We start from the raw sequence: 16483 nt of genomic DNA on the forward strand, positions 1-16483 counted from the left end.
GGACGTGGTTTCCGACACGACGCGCGGCCCGCTGCACGGGATCCGGGTCGTCGAGTTCGCCGGGCTGGGCCCCGGCCCGTTCGCGGCGATGCTGCTCGCCGACGCGGGCGCCGACGTGGTCCGGGTCGACCGGCCGGCGGGCCCGGTGGACGGCGGGGCACTGACTCGCGGCCGTCCGTGGGTCGGTCTGGACCTCAAGACCGATGCCGGGCACCAGAGCGCCGTCGACCTGGTCCGGCGCGCCGACGTGCTGATCGAGGGCTTCCGGCCGGGGGTGATGGAACGGCTCGGCCTCGGCCCCGCCGAGTGCCTGGCTCTGAACCCGCGCCTGGTCTACGGCCGGATGACCGGATGGGGCCAGGAAGGCCCGCGGGCGCGCGAGGCCGGCCACGACATCAACTACCTGGCCGTCACCGGTGCGCTGCGCTCCATCGCCCGCCGCGGTGAAGCCCCCGTCCCGCCGCTCAACTTGGTCGGCGACTACGGCGGTGGCGGGATGCTGCTCGCCTTCGGCATCACCACCGCGCTGCTCGAACGCGGCGGATCCGGACGCGGGCAGGTCGTCGACGCCGCCATGACCGACGGGATCAGCCTGCTCATGACCGGGATCTGGAGCCGGGCCGCGCAAGGACGCTGGTCGGGTGAACCGGGCACCAACGACATCGACTCGGGCGCCCCGTTCTACGACGTCTATCCGACCGCCGACGACGAGTACATGGCGGTCGGTGCGATCGAGCCCCAGTTCTGGGCCCGGCTGCTCGACGGACTCGGTCTCGACCCGGCCGAGCTGCCCGGCCAGTGGGACCGGGAACGCTGGCCCGAGCTGAAGAAGCACGTGGCGGCGGCCTTCGCCGGCCGCACCCGCGAGGAGTGGACCGCGGTGTTCGCCGCCCGCGACGCCTGCGTCACCCCTGTGCTGAGCATGGCCGAGGCGCCCGACGACCCGCAGATCGCCGCCCGCGGCACGCTGTGCCCGGGTCCCGGGGGACCGCAGCCTGCGCCCGCGCCGCGGCTGGACCGGACGCCGCTGCGCGTGCAGTCCCCCGCCCCCGCCGCCGAGGTCCTCGACCAGTGGGGTATCGACACCGGGGGGACCCGATGACCGCGGCGAGCCGGTCGGGACCGATCGACCTGATAGATTATTCAGGTTCCGGCCGTCGACGGCGAGGAGAGAACATGCCCGCGCGGTCCACCACAGGGCGCGGGGTGCAGCGCCGGTCGATGGCAGTCGAGGTCGCCGAGCACATCCGATCGATGATCTTCGACGGTCGGCTCTCGGCCGAGCAGCGCATCCCCCAGGACGCGATCGCAGCCGAGCTCGGGGTCAGCCGCCTGCCGGTGCGCGAAGCGCTGATCACCCTCGAGACCGACGGGCTGGTCGCCGCCGAGCCGCACCGGGGGACCTTCGTCGTCCCCATCCGCTCCGAGGACATCGAGGACCACTACCGGCTCTACGGTATGGCCCAGGGCCTCGCCTCCGCCGGTGCCGCGCGACGGATCACCGAACCGGTCCTGACCAGGCTCGACGAGCTGCACAGGAGGATGTCCAGCACTGACGACCCGGACCTGGTGCACGATCTGAACTGGGAGTTCCACTCCCTGATCAACCACACCGGGGCGAGCAGGCGGACGCTGTCGGTGCTGCGCCAGCTCTCGCACAACCTCCCACGCGAGGTCTACGGCATCCCCCAGGCCGCGAGCCCGTCCGCGACGCGGCAGCACGCGGCGATCATCGAGGCGCTGCGGGCCCGCGACGGCGCCGCGGCCGACCATCTCAACCAGGAACACGCGCGCGCCGAGGGCGACGAGGTCGTCGCCGTCCTCAAGCGCAACGGGATCCTGTCGAACTGATCGTCGGCGAGGCTGCGATACGGCGCCCGCCGACTTGATCAAAAATCAGAAACGGACTGTGCCATGACGTCTGTTCCGACCACCCTGCCCGAAGTCATCGACCTGCGCGCCATCACCGACCCCGGCGGCGAGGCGGTCGTGGCACCTGAGGGTCGGGTGACCTGGTCCGAGCTCGCCGGCAAGGTCCGGGCCGTCGCCGACGGCCTGACCGCGGGCGGGGTACGACCCGGGCACCGGATCGGGGTGCTGCTGCCGAACGGCCTGCGCTGGATCGTCTCCGCGCTGGCCGTGCAACGGGCGGGAGCGACCGTCGTCCCGATCAACACCTGGTACCGCTCGACGGAGATCGCCCACGTGCTCGACGAGGCCGCCATCGCCCTGGTGGTGGCCGACGAGTCGGTGTTCGGCCGCGACACCCTCACGGAGCTCGCCGCCGCGGGGCGGCCGAACATCCTCGTCTGGCGGGCCGACGAGGCGCTGCCCGCGATCCCTGCGCCGGGCATCGGTGCGTCGTCCGCACCGGGCGCGCGTCCCGACGGCCTCGCCTACGTGCTGTTCACCAGCGGGTCGACGTCGCGGCCGAAGCCCGTGCCCCTGCGCCACGACCGCCTGCTCCGCAACGCGACGGAGATCGGACGTCGCCAGCACCTGGTCGCCGGGGACCGGCTGTGGATCTCCGCCCCGTTCTTCTTCGGCTACGGCTGTTCGAACGCGCTGCCGGTGGCTTTCCTGCACGGCGTCACCCTGTGTGTCGAGGAGCGGCCCGCTGGGGACACCTCGCTGGAGTTCATCGAGCGGGAGCGCTGCAGCGTCTACTACGGGTTCGGACCGACCACCCGGAACCTGCTGGCCGCCCCCGGGTTCGGCCGCTACGACATCTCAGCGCTACGGACCGGTACAACCGGTTTCACCCGCGAGGACCGGCGACTGGTCCTCGACGATCTCGGTGTCGCCGGGATCTGCAGCGTCTACGGGCTCACCGAGGCCTACGGCCACTCGACGATGACCGAGTCGGGTGACCCGCCCGAGGTCGTCCTGGGCACCGCAGGCCGGGTGCTCGACTCCCAGAAGATCCGGATCGTCGACGGTGAGGGCCGGACCGTGCCCGCCGGGGACTCCGGGGAGATCGAGCTGCGCGGCTGCGTGATCGACGGCTACCTCGGCGACCCGGCACTCGGCGAGGGCGCGTTCCGCGCGGGCGGCTGGCTGCGTACCGGGGATCTCGGAACCCTCGACGCCGACGGACGGCTGCGGGTCGTCGGCCGGAGCAAGGAGCTGCTGAAGGTCAAGGGGATCAACATCGCGCCCGTCGAGGTCGAGGAGCTGCTGTGCAGCCATCCCGGCGTCGACCAGGCCTTCGTGGTCGGGATCGAGGACGACCTGGGCAGCGAGCAAATGGTCGCCGCGGTGATCCCCCGCGGCACACCGCCGCCCGACCTGGCCGCCCGGCTCGACACCCACGTCCGGGAGCGCGCGGCGAGCTACAAGGTCCCGGACCGCATCGAGCTCGTCGATCAGACCGACATCCCGCTCACCGACACCGGCAAGTTCAGCAAGCGGCTCCTGCGCGACAAGCTCTCCGGAGGTACCCCGTGACCGTCACGACCACGACCCTGGCCGCGGGGGTCGGATTCACCGAGGGACCGCTGTGGACCTCCGACGGGCGGCTCCTCGTCGTCGCGTTGTCGCGGGGTGCGGTGCTCGAGATCGGGCTCGACGGCGGCGTGAAGTCGAGCATCGATGTCGGTGGGGGCCCCAACGGGCTGGCCGAGGACGACCGTGGCGAGGTCTGGGTCGCCCAGAACGGGGGCGCGGTCCGGGCAAGCAGCTCGGAGCGGCCGGCCCGGCCGGGGCTCCAGCGCCTCGACGGGAACGGTGTCCGGGACGTGGCCGTGCCGGATGCGCAGGCCCCGAACGATCTCGCTCTCGGACCGGACGGCCGGATCTGGTTCACCGACCCGGGTCCGCCCGGAGACACCGCGCACGGCCGCGTCTGCGCCCTGGATCGGGAGACAGGGGCCGTCGAGGTGGTTCTGGGCGGCCTCGATTTCCCCAACGGTCTCGCCTTCGCCGCGGACGAGCTCTACCTCGCTCAAACCTCTCTCGGCGTGGTCAGCCGGTATCGCTGGGAGGGCGGACGCCTGGTAACTACCGGAGTCCCCCTGATGGTGCCGGAAGGTGGCCCTGACGGTCTGACTCTCGACGCGGAGGGGCGGATCTACGCCGCGGTTCCCGACGCGAACGCGGTGGTGGTGTTCGACCGGGACAGCGCAATCGTGGAAAAGATCGCGTTCGACGAACCCATGTTCCCGACCAATCTGTGCTTCGCCGGCCCGTCGCTGGACCTGCTGATCGTCACCGCGGCGAAGGGTGGGCGGGTGCTCGTCTGCGAGCGCACCGCGACAAGCCCGGGCCGCTGTCCTCGCGACGCTGGCGCAGTCTGAACGACGACGACGTCGCCGTTTGCGTCGAAGTGGTCCCACTGCCGAGCGCGCTCTTGGTGGCAGTGCCCCGCCGTCCACCGGCCCCGCCACGTTCCCGTAGGCCTCGCGGGTCCTCGAGGTGTTCGGCGACAGGGGCTCGTCCGTGGGAGCGATCGGCTGGCCTCGGGCCCGCAGGTTCGCGTCCACTGCTGGCGAGTGCCGTGCGGCAGGCGTGGCCAGCGACGCCGTCCTGACGTCTGCGTGCTTGCCCGTCGATGCGCACACCTCGCGCACATCGACGAGCAAGATCGGACGGTGGCCCGGCCGCGGTAGGTGGTCTGTCGGCGCTACATGTCGAGGCCGCGTGCCGCTTTCGCGACGACCTCCTCCTCGGTCGGTGGGCTCGGTGGGTGGTGGCTGAGGCATTGCGGGACGCGGATGCGCTGGAAGCCGGTGCCCTCGGATGCGACATAGAATTGGCCAGCGTCAAGCCGCGAGATGTCGTCGACGCGCCCTCCCTTGGCTCTGGCCAGCTCCGTGGCCGCTGCGATCTGGGCGGAGGCGTTGAGGAAGCCATAGAACTGGGTCGCCGCGTTGCCCGAGACGCGGTTGTGCAGCCCCTTCGGTGCCTGGGTAGCGAAGATCAGCCCGAGCCCGTACTTCCTGGCCTGTGACGCGAGGGCGATGGTGCTCGCGGTGCAGGCGGTGTAGGCCCCTGACGAGGCGAAGTTCTGCGCCTCGTCCATGACGAACAGACCACCCAGTGGTCGGTCACCGGCGGGGTTGGCCTTGATCCAGGAGAACAGCGCCATCTGGAGCTGGTTGACGAAGCTCTCGCGCTGCGCCGCCGCCGGAAGACCGACGAAGCTGATCACCGATACGCGTGCTCGCCGGCCGGGCGCGGGGGTCAGGAGCACACCGGGATCGAGGGGTTCTCCCGATCTACCGAGCAGCGGATCGTTGATCATCGCGGCGCGCAGGGCGTCGGGCATCTCCGCGGCCAGCCGCGCTCCGTTGCGGAGGCTGGTCAGCCCGTCGGGCAGTTCCTCGAGCAACCCGATGAAGCCGCCGAGCGAACTCCCGCCGTTGCGTGCGAAGTAGTTGAGGGTCTCGCGCAGCTCCGCCTCACCCTGCGAGTCCGGGTATGTCGGTGGCCACGTGTCATCAGTTCTGATCAGTGGTGCTAACGGCGTAGTGCCTGGCGGCGCTGAACGGCTGTCAGTTCCATATCTGCGCGCTCGGAAGGCCCGACATGGTCGACCGCAACGGACCGGTCAACGTCAACGTCAACGTGAGTCAGGCGAACACCCAGAACGCTGGTGGGGCGGGCGGCGGTGGGTGCCTGGGCTGCCTCGGCGTGATCAGCCTCGTCATGGTGGTCGGGTTCATCGGCAAGGCGTTCGAGGCCTCTCCGGTACTAGGCAGCGTGTTGGTGGGCGTCATCGTGCTGGCAGTGGTGTTCACCGTCGTCGGGAAGATCAGTGCCGCACAGGATGAGAAGCGAGCGGCTGCCGAGGCGCGGGCCGCCGGTATCCGTGCCGACATCGAGTCCAGGGCGACGGTCGACGCGATCGGGGGCTGTATGTGGTGCGGCCATGCCGGCGCGCACCGGGCCCAGAACGGGCACGCGGTGCATCCGCGCGACTGGCACGCACTCGATGTCGAGGAAGCGATCCGCGTCGCCGTCGGCGGCCCTGGGCACCCGGCGCCGACTCCCGTACCGCCTGCTCAGCCGCAGGAGGTTCGCGGGGATGTGGGCTCGTCGCCGTACTCGCCCGCATTCGCCACCGGCAACATCGATCACCGGTATCGCGAACGGTCCGAACCCGACGCCCGTCTGCTCGAGCAGCTGAGCTACGACGAGTCGGGTGAGTGCCAGTGGTGTGGCGCTCCGGTCCCGCACCGCAACGACACCGGTCGCATCGTCCACCCGGCCAGGTACCACCGGGCCGAATACGAGGCCGAGCGAGACGCTGGCGGCGCAGCGGGCAGGTAGCCGATCCGGCCGCACTGCCTGATCTCGTGGCGACCCGAGGCACGCGGGCGCTCGCCGATGCCCAAGACCGCAGCAACTCGGTAAGTCCGTCCGTTGGTGCGTTTCTCCGGGCCAACGCGCCGGCTCACCTGGTGCATTCGGGCAGTCCGAGAGTTGATCGAATCCTGGGTTAGCTCCAACACCACGTCCGCACATAGCGACTGATAGCACATCTGCGCAGATCGCTCACGAGGCGCTACGCTCGTAGCATGGGCGAGACCATCAAGCAGTCCCAGCTGCGCAACGACAACGCCGAGGTGATGAAACGGGTGGCCTCGGGCGAGTCGTTCACCGTCACGGTCAATGGGCAGCCGGTGGCGGACCTGGTGCCCCACCAGCGGCATCAGCGACGGACCGTGGTGCCGGCCGAGGAGATGGATCGACTGCTGGCCGACGACCCGGTCATCGATGCCGAGGCGTGGCGGCGAGATCGGGAAACGCTGTCCGACGACATCCAGGATCCGTACAGCGGACGCGAGCGGTGACCGGGCGGCACCATCACGTGCTGGTGGACACCTCGGTGTGGATCGAGCCGCCTTCCGACGGTTTCGCCGCCCACGCCGAGGGGTTGTCCACCAGCATCCTGGTGCTGGCCGAGCTGTACGACGGCCTCAACACCGCGCCCAATGCCCTGGAGCTACTGGCTCGACGCAGACGGCTGCAACGTATACAGGACAACTACACCGCCCTACCGGTGGATCTGGAGGTGACCGAGATGTACGGCGCCATGGCCCAGATGGTCCGGTCGGTGGGCAGGAAGCCCGCACCGAGGGCGATGGACCTGCTCATCGCAGCCACCGCAGCATGCCACCGCCTACCCCTGCTCACCAGGAACGCCGCCGACCTCAAGGGCCTGGAGGCAGCGGTCACGGTGATTCCGATCCACTAGCGACTCTCTGGAAGTCGCGTGGCCACGACACCGTCGCCTCCACCCGACGGGCTTCACCGACTCATCTCGGACGACGCCGTCACGATCCCGCTGACGGCCCGTCTTCTCCGAGATGGCGCCGTGCGTTCCTCGGGGCGCTGCAGGCGTAGGTCTCCTGGCGCGGCGACCGGTGGTGACGGGCAGGTGGGCCGGGCACCGATCGACGGGCGCGATCAAAGGTTGGTCGCGGGGGCGTGAACGGCCGAGTCGGTTGTGGAGGCGCCCGCCCCCTCGTGGCCGGCCTGGTGTCGGCACCGGCGCGGGTGTCCAGAGTTCGACCGTGGTCGATCCTTCGGGCGACGACGAACTGTCCATCTTTACAGCCGGGCGAGACTGTGACTGAGTCTCTGTGGTGAGGTTCTTGCACCCAGGACTGTTGACGGTGCATGACACGGCTCCGATCGTCGAGGGATCCTCAGTGCGGGAGGCTCTGGCGAGGGCCGTCGATCTGGCGAAACTCGCCGAGCGGTTCGGCTTCGGCCGCTACTGGACTGCGGAGACACACGGGATGAGGGCTGTCGCCGGCTGCTCTCCCGAGGTCGTGTGCGCAGCGGCGGCCGGCGCTACGACGAGAGTGCGAATCGGCGCGGCCGGCGTCCTGCTACCCCACCACCCGCCTCTTCTCGTCTCGGAGCGATTCGGCACGCTGGAGGCCCTGTACCCGGATCGGATCGACCTGTGCCTGGGGCGCTCTCTCGGGGGTCCGCGCGCGGCCGCGGACGCCATCCGGGCTGAGCGCGATGACTCCGTCTCCGGTGTGGCCGCGCAGATCGACGCGCTCACGAGTCGTTTTCGCCAGGAGTACCACCTCGGGGTGCGTTCGGTGACCGGCTACGGGTACGAGCCTCAGTTGTGGATTCCGGGAACCGGGACGATCAGCGCCGCACTCGCCGCGCAGCGTGGACTGCCCTACGCGTTCGGAGGGCACCTCAACGTCGGTGCGACCGATGCCGCGGTCACGGAGTATCACGAGCAGGCCGAGAGGGCGTCCGCCCGCAAGCACCTCGCGGTGTCCGTGGGCGTCATCGCCGCCGACACCCGCCGCGAGGCCGAGCACCTCGCGGAGTCGCATCGCATGAAGGTCATGCAGCGAGTGGTGTACAAGCGCCGTGTCTTCCTGCCTGATCCCGACATCGCGGCCCGTGACCGCCCGACCGACCCGCGGCTGCTCGAGGAGTACTACAGAGCGACGAAGGGCTTCCTGATCGGCGACGGGGACGACGTCGGCCGGGGGCTTGCCGAGCTCCGCGAACGGACCGGGGCCGACGAACTGATCGTGTCGACACCGGTGTTCGATCACGATGCCCGGTCGCGCTCGTACCGTCTTGTCGCCGGGCACGGTTAGGCGGCCATAGGCGTCCCGGACGCGGAGAGGTGTTGCGACCAGAAGCGATCGCCGCGGCCGACGCGTCCTGCCCGGGTCCGTGCCCAGTCGGTCGGCCGTGCCCGTGCCCGGGCGCGTCGTGTTCGTTCCCGGGCACGTACCGGACTCAGCGGGCTGTCGGGTGTGTCAGTGCTGTCCGCGCATCGCCGCGGTCAGCGCCGCGAGGTCCTCGGGGTGCATGCGCCTCGGGGTGTCACCGTCGGCGACGTCGGTCGTGGCCGCGCGTAGCTGGGCGAGTTCGGCGGCCTGGTCGTCGCGCTCACGACGAGCCTGGTCGAGCTGGGTGGCCAGGCTGCGGTGCTCCTCGCGTGCACGCTCCGCGGCCGCAGTGGCCGACGCGTACTGGTCGCGCAGCTGCTCGGCGGTGGCACGGGCGTCGTCGAGCACCTCCTGCTTCGCGGTGAGACGACTGCGCTGTTCGGCGGTGGTCTCGGCGAGCCGGTCCCGCTCGGTACGCAACTGCTCGTGAGCTGCGCGCAGCGTGGCCAGATCGTCGGTGGCCTGGTCGCGGGCACGGGTGGTCTGGGCGATCTCGCGGTGGGCGGTGTCGCGCTCGTGCTCGGCTGTGCGGGCGGCAAGCACAGCTGCTTCGCGGTCCCGGTCGGCGGTGACCGCTCGCTCGTCCGCCCGCCGGTGGCCGTCGAGGGCCCTGTCCCGGGCGTCCTCGGCGGCGGCAGCCTGCTGGCGGGCGGCGCCGAGCGCCTCGGTGGCCTCGATGGCTGCGCGCGCGGACTCCTCGGCCCGGGTGACGGCCTCGGTGCGTTCCCGGCGGGCCTCCGCCGCGTCCTTGTCCGCCTCACGCGCCCGGACCACGGCCGTGTCACGTGCGGCCTCGGCCTCCTGGCGGGCCGCATCCGCCTCGGCTGCCTTCGTGCGGGCCGCCTCGGTGGCGACCAGAGCGTCACGCTCGACTTCGTCGAGCCGCTCCCCCACCGCGGCCAACGCCGCGGAGAGCTCCGCGACCGGGCCGGCGACGGTGGCGACGTGCTCCCGTAGCCGGTCGGCGTCGAGGGCGAACGCTCCCGAGCCGGTGTCGAGGCCGAGCGTGCCCAATGCGTCGCGTTCGGCGCGGGCCATCTGCGAGCACGTGCGCCCGCCCTCCCAGCGGGTGTCGCGGCAGAACGAGCGGGGTCGGCCGCCCTGGGGGCCGGGAGGTGCGAGCTCGGCGCGGCAGCGGCTGTATCCGCAGCGTACGGCGGTGTCGGTCACGTCGAACAGCGTAGCAGTTCGGTTATGCAAACTAATTACTTGGTTTCAGGTATTGATACTCGCTATCTCTGACCTACGAAACTATCGTTTCGTTGGTAGGTCGATCCCGACCAGAGAGCCACGCGGCCGGGGCGCTGGTCGCGTCTCAGGGTGGCGGCTGACCTCCGCCCGGCAGCGAGCCGGTTACGTGCAGCGCCGAGCAGAGGCGCCCGCGCCGAGGTCGGACGTGCACGTCCGTCGCCGTGACGGAGTTTCCCTCCGGGGTTAGTTAGGCTAACCTGATGCGTACGACGTAAACACGTTCCGGTCAGACGGGGGCCCGGCGATGCCCTACAGCCCGGCTTCCGGCCTACCGCGTCGACGTGGGATGGGCCTGCTCGATCTGCCGACGATCGTCGATGTCGCACTCGGCATCGCTCGCACCGACGGGATGTCCGCGCTGAGCATGCGCCGCATCGCCGACGAGCTGGGCCGGTCCCCGATGGCGCTCTACCGGCACGTGGCCGACCGGCAGTCGCTCGTGCTGGCGATGCTGGACACGGTCGCCGCGCGGATCGAGATCCCGGCACCCGTCGAGGACCCCCGATCCGAGATCACCGTGCTCATGCACGCCGTGCACACCGCCGCGCAGCACGAGCCCTGGATCGTGACCGCGCTCGCGCAGGAGGGGCTCGCCAGCCCCCGCATCGTCCCGGTCATCGACCGGATCCTGGCCGCGTCCGGACTGCAGGGAGCGGCCGCGCTGTCGGCGAACATGTTGCTGTGGGAGTTCGCCTACGGCGAGCTGCTCACCTCGCACCAGCGATGCCCGGGCTCCTGGGGGCGCGCCATGATGCGCGGCTCGGACCCTGAGCGGTTCCCGGCTCTGCACGCCGCCATCCGCGAAGCCGACCGGGCGCCGGGCGAACCGCAGCCCGAGCTGTTCGGACCCCACCTGCAGACCGTGCTCGACGGCCTGCTCGGCCCCACCCCCGAGACCGGAGAACCCCGATGACCGATCCCCGATTCGGCCTGCTGCTGTTCACCCACCGCTTCCCGGGCCACGACGATGGCGAGGTGCTGCAGACCGCGCTCGCTCTCGCCGCCCGCGCCGAGGAGCTGGGCTTCGACGACCTGTGGACCACTGAGCACCACTTCATCTCCTACGGTGTGAACCCATCGGGGCTGACGCTGGCCGCGCACCTGCTCGGACGGACCGAGCGGATGCGTGTCGGGACGGCGGTGACGATCCTGCCCACACACTCCCCGGTCGCCGTCGCCGAGCAGACCGCTCTGCTCGACCAGGTCTCCGGCGGCCGGTTCGACCTCGGGGTCGGGCGCGGCGGGCCGGTCGTCGACTACGAGGCGTTGGACCGGTCGCTGGACCACTGGCGGGAGGGCATGCCGGAGGCGCTGGAGCTGCTGATGCGCTCGTTCGACGGGCGGGTGTCGGCGGACGGGGAGCGATACCGGTTCCGCGAGGTCGCGCCCGGTCCGCGCCCACTTACCCGGCCGCATCCGCCCGTGTATCTCGCCGCGTCGTCGGAACGCAACGCCGACCTCGCGGCGTCCTACGACCTGCCGCTGCTGTTCTTCCTGCTGCAGGGCCCGGACGCGATGGCGCCGCTGGTCGAGCAGCACGCCGCGGCCACCGGAAGGCCGGCGGAGTCCTTTGCCCACGGCACAACCGTGCTCGCGCACGTCACCGACACCGTGGACGAGGCCCGCGAGCACATGACGGACACGGTGATGCCGTTCTTCGGGCAGGCGTTCTCCGAATACGTGATGCTCGAAGAGCGCGAGGGCAGCGGTCCACCGCCCGAGCAGATGGGCGAGATGGCGCTGGCCTCGGAAGCGATCGGTCCGGTCGACCTGTGCGTGGAGCGGATCGCCGCCCGGCTGGAAGTCCCGGGGGTGTCCCGGGTCCTGTTCCACGTGGAGTCCACCGGCACCCGTGAGGGCTCGCTCGCGACGCTCGAACGGCTCGCCGCCGACGTGCTGCCGCGCGTGCGGGAACGGGTCGGCGCACCGCCCGCACGGGTGTGACCGGGCGACGTCGGCCTGGGACGCACACCGCGCCGATAGAGGCAGGCCGGGCCTGCGGCGCATGAACCGTGCCGCTCCGTGCCCTTTCGGCTCAGGCCGTCCTCACCTGGGCAGGCGTGTCGGCTGGTGGGACGACGCGAGATCTCGCGTCGTCACCGGGAGCTCGGCGAGATAGTGCTGATCTTCCACAGTTCCGACGAATGTTCCCGGTGACCTCGCGGTCGGCTACTACTCTGTGCCGCTCGCGCCTGCAGACGTACGAGAACCGGCGGACCCGGCTCGGCAGTAGGGGCCTTCTGGGTCGACCGGGCCGACGTAGGAAAGGTCGAGTGCTACCCGTCGGGCCGTCGGGATGTGACGGTCACTCCCATGTGAATCGATGACGTGGAGGGGTGCCGATACGTCCCGCGGGCGGTAGGGCCGCGAACCCGCACATCGCGGTGATCGAGGGAAGCCCGCGATGGTCCTCGACGACGAGGGACACACGGCGTTCCGACACCGTCGTGATCGATGCCGGCGGACCGAAGCGAGGTGGATTCGACATCAGGCCCACCGCCGCAGTTCTTTGTCTCGGCGGGTGCACGGAGGCGCGGGCAGATCTGGTTCGTCGATGAAGGGAGCAGTCATGTTGGGCGATCGATTGGGCGAGTCGGAAGGAAAGTTCAGCGGCGTGCGGGTGCTACCCACCGAGGGTGGCGTGGTCAAGATGGAGGTGTCGTTCCAGGGGCGGGGCAGGCTGCTGGGTCAGGAGATCACCGACACCGGCACCTACTGGCAGACGATCCGGCCGGGCGGAATCCTCTACGGCGAGGGGCACGTGCTGTTCATGACCTCGGCCGGCGACATCGTCGATTGGGTCGGCGGTGGCATCGGCCGGCCCATCGGGCCCGGCTACAAGGCCAGCTACGGGGTGTGGGGGTCGGCGCAGACGAGCTCGGAGAAGCTCGCCCGGCTCGGCCAGGTCGCCGACGTCCTCGAGTACGAGGTCGAGGAGGACGGCAGCTACCGCTGGACGATGTGGGAGTGGATCGGCGGCGGGATGAGTGCCGAGGAGGCAGCCTCGGCGCGCTGAGCCGCGGTACGTCCGTGGCGGGGTGGCACTCCCGGTCGAGGCCGTCGGGCGGGAGCGCCGAAGACGGGTATGGTCGGGCGCCCCTCGGAGGTCTATGACGATCTCGTCCTCGCCGAGCGCGTGCACGGTGTGCTCGCGGCAGGGCCGCCCGCGCACCTGGCCCAGCCCAGCCGTGAGCAGCTGATCCAGGCGCTGTCGGCCCCGATCCGTAGAGACGATCACGCGATGGGCCTGCCTGCGTCGGACCGGTGCCGAGGACCGATCGGCTCGACGAGCACGAGCGTCGTCGCAGAGCCGGACGCGTCGGCTGAGCGTGGAGCCATCACCGACGCGGTGCCCGTCCGATACGTGCATGGAGAGGCGGCTGGTGTCACTCGCATGCGCCGGGGCGATGTGATCGGTCGGGCCTCACGGGACGAGTTCGATCCATCCCCGGATGACGTCGGGCGTGACCTGCTCGACGAGTTCGGGATGGCTGTCGCGGACGTGGCGTTCGACCGTTCGTACCACGGTCGCTTCGTCGTTCTCGCGGACCTGGTATCCGCATTCACAGCTGACCTGACGGAGCATGGCTGCACTCTCCTCTGGCGGTACCGAACGAGCGAGGACTCGTTCGATGTATGGATTCCGCCGAGAATGCCAGAGCTGATTGCGATGATGGTGTCGCTATCTTGCCGCAACCTTGTCACCATGTCGTCGTGCGGATCCAGCTGCACGGACAGTTCGTGATCGAGAACGACAGCCCGGGTACGGACATTCGATTGCCCGGCCGGCGGGCTCGACTGCTCGTGGCCTATCTGGCCGCTCACGGATCGCAGGCCGTGGAGCGGTCGACGTTGATCGAGGCGCTGTGGTCGCCGGAACGTCCCTCCGCCGATGCGGGGCGGGTGTTCGATCCGCTGCTGTCGAAGACGCGCGCCGCGGTCGCGCCCGCTGAGATCCGTGGTCGGGCCGGGCTGCGCCTGGTTCTGCCGTCGGGATCGTTGGTCGACGCCGATCGTGCGGCGGAGGCTCTGCATGACGCGGAGGCCGCGGCGAGCCGCGGTCAGTGGCGGCGAACGTGGGCGCAGGCGCTGAGCGCCATGTTCGTCACCCAGCGCCCGTTCCTCCCCGAAGTCGTCGCGCAGTGGGCCGAGCGGCGCCGCACCGAGGCTCGGGCCGCCCACGTCCGTGCCACCGCGTGCTACACCGAGGCCTGTATCGAGCTGGGTGGTGCCGAGCTGGCCAGCGCGGAGCGCTGCGCGCGCCGACTGGTCGCGGCCGACCCCCTGGCCGAGCGCGGCTCTCTGCTTCTCATGCGTGCGGTGAATGCCCGTGGCGATCGGGCCGCGGCCCTGGCCGTGTTCGCCCAGTTGCACCGGACCCTGCGTGATGAGCTCGGGGTCTCACCGGGCCCGCAGGTGTCGGCCCTGCATCAGGCGCTGCTGGGTGACCCGCCGTCACAGCCTGGGCTGGTTCCCGAGCGCGGGCGGTGTGACGACCCGGCAGCCCTACCGGGCGGCCCGGCTCGTCCGGACGATCTCCCGGGCTAGAACGTCCACATCGGGCGGGCAGATGGCGGCACGGCCGGTCCTGTCTCCGGAACGGGAGGCTGCGGAGACCGGCCCCGGGTCCCTTGCCCGGTCGTGCCCACTCTGCCTGCCGGTCTCGCCACCGCGGATCGCCGGGACGAACATGTGCGGGCGGCCGGGGATCCGGGTTCCGAGGTCGAGTCCCCGGCCGCAACGCGACCTCTGTGGATGGCCGCGGGGAGCAGTCTGTCGGGCGGCCGCTGCGATGGTCACCCGCAAAATTGGCGGAATCGTGTCCACACCGCCTCCGCGCATCGTCAGGTACCGCTTGGCGGGACCTCGGTCGACCTGTGGACCATGCCACGGGCGTACTGCGCGGAGCACACCGCGACGGTTCGGCGGTCCATTCAGCCCGATCGGCCCGGGCCGTGGGTGGCGTCGAGCTCGTCGGCCAGGTCGGGAGTGCTGATCCCGGGCCGGTGGGCGGCCCGCAGGTGCGCATAGAGCGTGGTGGTCGCGGCGATCCAGAAGGAGATGAGTGGAATCGTGAGCAGGCCGACCACGAGCTGGGAGACGACCATGCGCCCGTCGCCGGGATAGGCGCCCCAGCCGATTCCGCCGCCGACGACGACGGTGCCCAGTCCGTAGGCGACGCTGATCAGCAGCAGGAGCAGCAGCCGTCCGAGCACGCCGAGGAACTGCGGGTTCACCAGCGAGAACGTCCGGCTCAGGCCACCTCGCTCGATCGTGACCACCCCGAGCAGGGTCGCGGTGAACACGATCGACAGGTAGATGCCGGGGACGACGAGCAGCAGGTAGCCGATCGCGGTGCAGATCGCCGCGACCACGAGCCAGCCGATCAGGGGCAGCGCGCGGCGGGCGAGATGGACGAGGACCTCGCGCACGGTCCAGGGCCGGCCGGCGGCGTCACGGACGATCACGAACACCGACGCGGCGAGCCCGACGGCGCCCAGCAGCGCGGCCACGACCTGGTAGGGGCCGGAGTCGAGCTGGAGGGGGTAGGCGAAGCCGAAGCGGGGCGCGGGGCTCGAGTCCGGGAAATGACCCAGCGTGCCCGTCGCCGCGGCGACCGCCGCAGCCGGGACGAACACGAGGAGCTGGATCACGACGAGGGGGATCAGGCTCCGCCGGGTGGTGGCGCGGCTCTGCCGCAGCCATTCCCCCACCGAGCCGGCCACGAGCGGGTCGCCGGCAGACGCCGGCGCGGTCTGGTCGGCCATGTGCTGCAACGTATCCGGTTCCAGGACGCGCAGCGCGTCGTGGGAACCGTCCCGCCCGGAATCCGTGTGCGTCTCCCCCACCCGACAGACACGATGGGCCGATGCCCGCCTACCAGCGCCCCGCCGTCGACGACCCCGCCTTCCGCGACGCGACAGGTGCCGTCATCGCCTACGGCGACCGCTGGGACCTCGAGGGCCCGCCCTCGGACACGTACTCGGTGACCACCCATCCCGAGCGGTTCCGGCCGCTGCACACCGTGGCCGACGCCCTGATCGCCCACCTCACGGCCTCCTACGACGTCGAGGTGACCGGTGCAGCCCCCTCCACCGGTCCGCCGCGGGCAGGCCCCGAGATCGTCCGCACCACGACGCTGCGACCGCGTGATCCGCGGGCGGCGACGGTGGCCGTGGCGCACACGGCGTTCCCCGGCGTCGTCGTCCTCGCCGGAGCGCTGCTCGAGGCGACCCACCCGGTCTGCGGCTGCGACGCCTGCGACGAGACCTGGCAGACAGCGGCCGACGACCTGGAGTGGCTGGTCGCGACGGTGACCGCGGGGCAGTTCGAGGAGTGGACGACCCACCGCGACGGGCACACGTGGGTGGGACACAGTCTCCGTGCCGACGGGCGGGCCTCCTCCGGCGAGACCGTCGCCGACGCGCTGTCCGCCGACCGGCTCCGGACTGCGCAGCAGGTCCTTCGGGGCCCTCGCTCCCGCTGGGCGGTGTGGCCGGCCCGCCCGGGCCGCTGAGGCGGTCCCGGATGCACGGTGCTCCCTCGGCCGGGTCAGCGTCGGGCGGGAGCTG

At 71.0% G+C, this 16483-nt stretch carries 17 protein-coding genes; 13 read left to right on the top strand and 4 right to left on the bottom strand.

Annotated elements, in window-relative coordinates:
- The first annotated feature begins 4 nt into the window (after window positions 1-4).
- The 4 genes from AD017_RS27175 (at window position 5) to AD017_RS27190 (ending at window position 4295) form a co-directional block, all read left to right on the top strand.
- Window positions 5-1102: a CaiB/BaiF CoA-transferase family protein gene (locus tag AD017_RS27175; protein WP_060576649.1), complete on the top strand. Its 1098-nt coding sequence runs from the start codon at window positions 5-7 to the stop codon at window positions 1100-1102.
- A gap of 74 nt (window positions 1103-1176) precedes the next feature.
- Window positions 1177-1851 (top strand): GntR family transcriptional regulator, encoded by a 675-nt coding sequence (locus AD017_RS27180; RefSeq protein WP_227012604.1) that lies wholly within the window; start codon window positions 1177-1179, stop codon window positions 1849-1851.
- Between the two features lie 63 nt (window positions 1852-1914).
- Window positions 1915-3447, top strand: a complete 1533-nt coding sequence (locus AD017_RS27185) for a class I adenylate-forming enzyme family protein (RefSeq protein ID WP_060576004.1) — start codon at window positions 1915-1917, stop codon at window positions 3445-3447.
- Window positions 3444-4295 carry an SMP-30/gluconolactonase/LRE family protein gene (locus AD017_RS27190; RefSeq protein WP_060576005.1) on the top strand — a complete coding sequence of 284 codons (852 nt, stop codon included), beginning with the start codon at window positions 3444-3446 and terminating at the stop codon, window positions 4293-4295. The genes AD017_RS27185 and AD017_RS27190 overlap by 4 nt, the downstream gene beginning before the upstream one ends.
- 326 nt (window positions 4296-4621) lie before the next feature.
- On the opposite strand, the gene AD017_RS27195 is transcribed toward AD017_RS27190, so the two are convergent.
- A complete protein-coding gene (locus AD017_RS27195; RefSeq protein ID WP_060576006.1) occupies window positions 4622-5329 on the bottom strand; it encodes an ATP-binding protein in 708 nt (235 codons plus the stop codon).
- Between the two features lie 197 nt (window positions 5330-5526).
- Here AD017_RS27195 and AD017_RS27200 point away from each other — a divergent pair, with 197 nt between their 5' ends.
- From AD017_RS27200 to AD017_RS27215, 4 genes are all read left to right on the top strand, one after another.
- Window positions 5527-6270 carry a hypothetical protein gene (locus AD017_RS27200; RefSeq protein WP_060576007.1) on the top strand — a complete coding sequence of 248 codons (744 nt, stop codon included), beginning with the start codon at window positions 5527-5529 and terminating at the stop codon, window positions 6268-6270.
- Between the two features lie 248 nt (window positions 6271-6518).
- On the top strand, window positions 6519-6794 hold the full coding sequence (locus tag AD017_RS27205; protein ID WP_060576008.1) for a type II toxin-antitoxin system Phd/YefM family antitoxin: 276 nt from the start codon (window positions 6519-6521) through the stop codon (window positions 6792-6794).
- A complete protein-coding gene (locus tag AD017_RS27210) occupies window positions 6791-7198 on the top strand; it encodes a PIN domain-containing protein (RefSeq protein WP_060576009.1) in 408 nt (135 codons plus the stop codon). The genes AD017_RS27205 and AD017_RS27210 overlap by 4 nt, the downstream gene beginning before the upstream one ends.
- 457 nt (window positions 7199-7655) lie before the next feature.
- A complete protein-coding gene (locus tag AD017_RS27215) occupies window positions 7656-8582 on the top strand; it encodes an MsnO8 family LLM class oxidoreductase (RefSeq protein ID WP_255358474.1) in 927 nt (308 codons plus the stop codon).
- 165 nt (window positions 8583-8747) lie between these two features.
- Here AD017_RS27215 and AD017_RS27220 read toward each other — a convergent pair whose 3' ends face one another.
- Window positions 8748-9830 (bottom strand): response regulator receiver protein, encoded by a 1083-nt coding sequence (locus AD017_RS27220; protein ID WP_227012605.1) that lies wholly within the window; start codon window positions 9828-9830, stop codon window positions 8748-8750.
- 367 nt (window positions 9831-10197) lie between these two features.
- On the opposite strand from AD017_RS27220, the gene AD017_RS27225 reads away from it, so the two are divergent.
- From AD017_RS27225 to AD017_RS27235, 3 genes are all read left to right on the top strand, one after another.
- Window positions 10198-10824, top strand: coding sequence for a TetR/AcrR family transcriptional regulator (locus tag AD017_RS27225; protein ID WP_060576012.1), 627 nt, complete (start codon window positions 10198-10200; stop codon window positions 10822-10824).
- Entirely contained in the window at window positions 10821-11855 is a 1035-nt protein-coding gene (locus tag AD017_RS27230; RefSeq protein WP_010232232.1) for an LLM class flavin-dependent oxidoreductase, read from the top strand. The genes AD017_RS27225 and AD017_RS27230 overlap by 4 nt, the downstream gene beginning before the upstream one ends.
- 670 nt (window positions 11856-12525) lie before the next feature.
- Window positions 12526-12927, top strand: coding sequence for a hypothetical protein (locus tag AD017_RS27235; protein ID WP_202968938.1), 402 nt, complete (start codon window positions 12526-12528; stop codon window positions 12925-12927).
- Between the two features lie 408 nt (window positions 12928-13335).
- Here the strand turns inward: AD017_RS27235 and AD017_RS33720 are convergent, their stop codons facing one another.
- On the bottom strand, window positions 13336-13497 hold the full coding sequence (locus tag AD017_RS33720; RefSeq protein ID WP_010243342.1) for a DUF1059 domain-containing protein: 162 nt from the start codon (window positions 13495-13497) through the stop codon (window positions 13336-13338).
- Window positions 13498-13625: 128 nt separating this feature from the next.
- On the opposite strand from AD017_RS33720, the gene AD017_RS27245 reads away from it, so the two are divergent.
- The gene (locus tag AD017_RS27245) at window positions 13626-14459 is read left to right on the top strand and encodes a BTAD domain-containing putative transcriptional regulator (protein ID WP_010232225.1); all 834 of its coding nucleotides are present in this window, start codon (window positions 13626-13628) and stop codon (window positions 14457-14459) included.
- 386 nt (window positions 14460-14845) lie between these two features.
- On the opposite strand, the gene AD017_RS27250 is transcribed toward AD017_RS27245, so the two are convergent.
- Window positions 14846-15679, bottom strand: a complete 834-nt coding sequence (locus tag AD017_RS27250) for a hypothetical protein (RefSeq protein WP_010232223.1) — start codon at window positions 15677-15679, stop codon at window positions 14846-14848.
- A 101-nt stretch (window positions 15680-15780) separates the two neighbouring features.
- Between AD017_RS27250 and AD017_RS27255 the strand changes: the two genes are divergently transcribed.
- Entirely contained in the window at window positions 15781-16428 is a 648-nt protein-coding gene (locus tag AD017_RS27255) for a DUF6226 family protein (protein ID WP_060576014.1), read from the top strand.
- The last annotated feature ends 55 nt before the right edge of the window (window positions 16429-16483 follow it).

Source organism: Pseudonocardia sp. EC080619-01 (genome assembly GCF_001420995.1).
Taxonomy (GTDB): Bacteria; Actinomycetota; Actinomycetes; order Mycobacteriales; family Pseudonocardiaceae; genus Pseudonocardia.

Excerpts from the sequence above, each read along its gene's own strand:
- AD017_RS33720 (WP_010243342.1), bottom strand. The coding sequence starts at position 13,497 with ATGCTCCGTCAGGTCAGCTGTGAATGCGGATACCAGGTCCGCGAGAAC.
- AD017_RS27205 (WP_060576008.1), top strand. The coding sequence starts at position 6,519 with ATGGGCGAGACCATCAAGCAGTCCCAGCTGCGCAACGACAACGCCGAG.
- AD017_RS27230 (WP_010232232.1), top strand. The coding sequence starts at position 10,821 with ATGACCGATCCCCGATTCGGCCTGCTGCTGTTCACCCACCGCTTCCCG.
- AD017_RS27250 (WP_010232223.1), bottom strand. The coding sequence starts at position 15,679 with ATGGCCGACCAGACCGCGCCGGCGTCTGCCGGCGACCCGCTCGTGGCC.
- AD017_RS27255 (WP_060576014.1), top strand. The coding sequence starts at position 15,781 with ATGCCCGCCTACCAGCGCCCCGCCGTCGACGACCCCGCCTTCCGCGAC.
- AD017_RS27200 (WP_060576007.1), top strand. The coding sequence starts at position 5,527 with ATGGTCGACCGCAACGGACCGGTCAACGTCAACGTCAACGTGAGTCAG.
- AD017_RS27180 (WP_227012604.1), top strand. The coding sequence starts at position 1,177 with ATGCCCGCGCGGTCCACCACAGGGCGCGGGGTGCAGCGCCGGTCGATG.
- AD017_RS27225 (WP_060576012.1), top strand. The coding sequence starts at position 10,198 with ATGGGCCTGCTCGATCTGCCGACGATCGTCGATGTCGCACTCGGCATC.
- AD017_RS27185 (WP_060576004.1), top strand. The coding sequence starts at position 1,915 with ATGACGTCTGTTCCGACCACCCTGCCCGAAGTCATCGACCTGCGCGCC.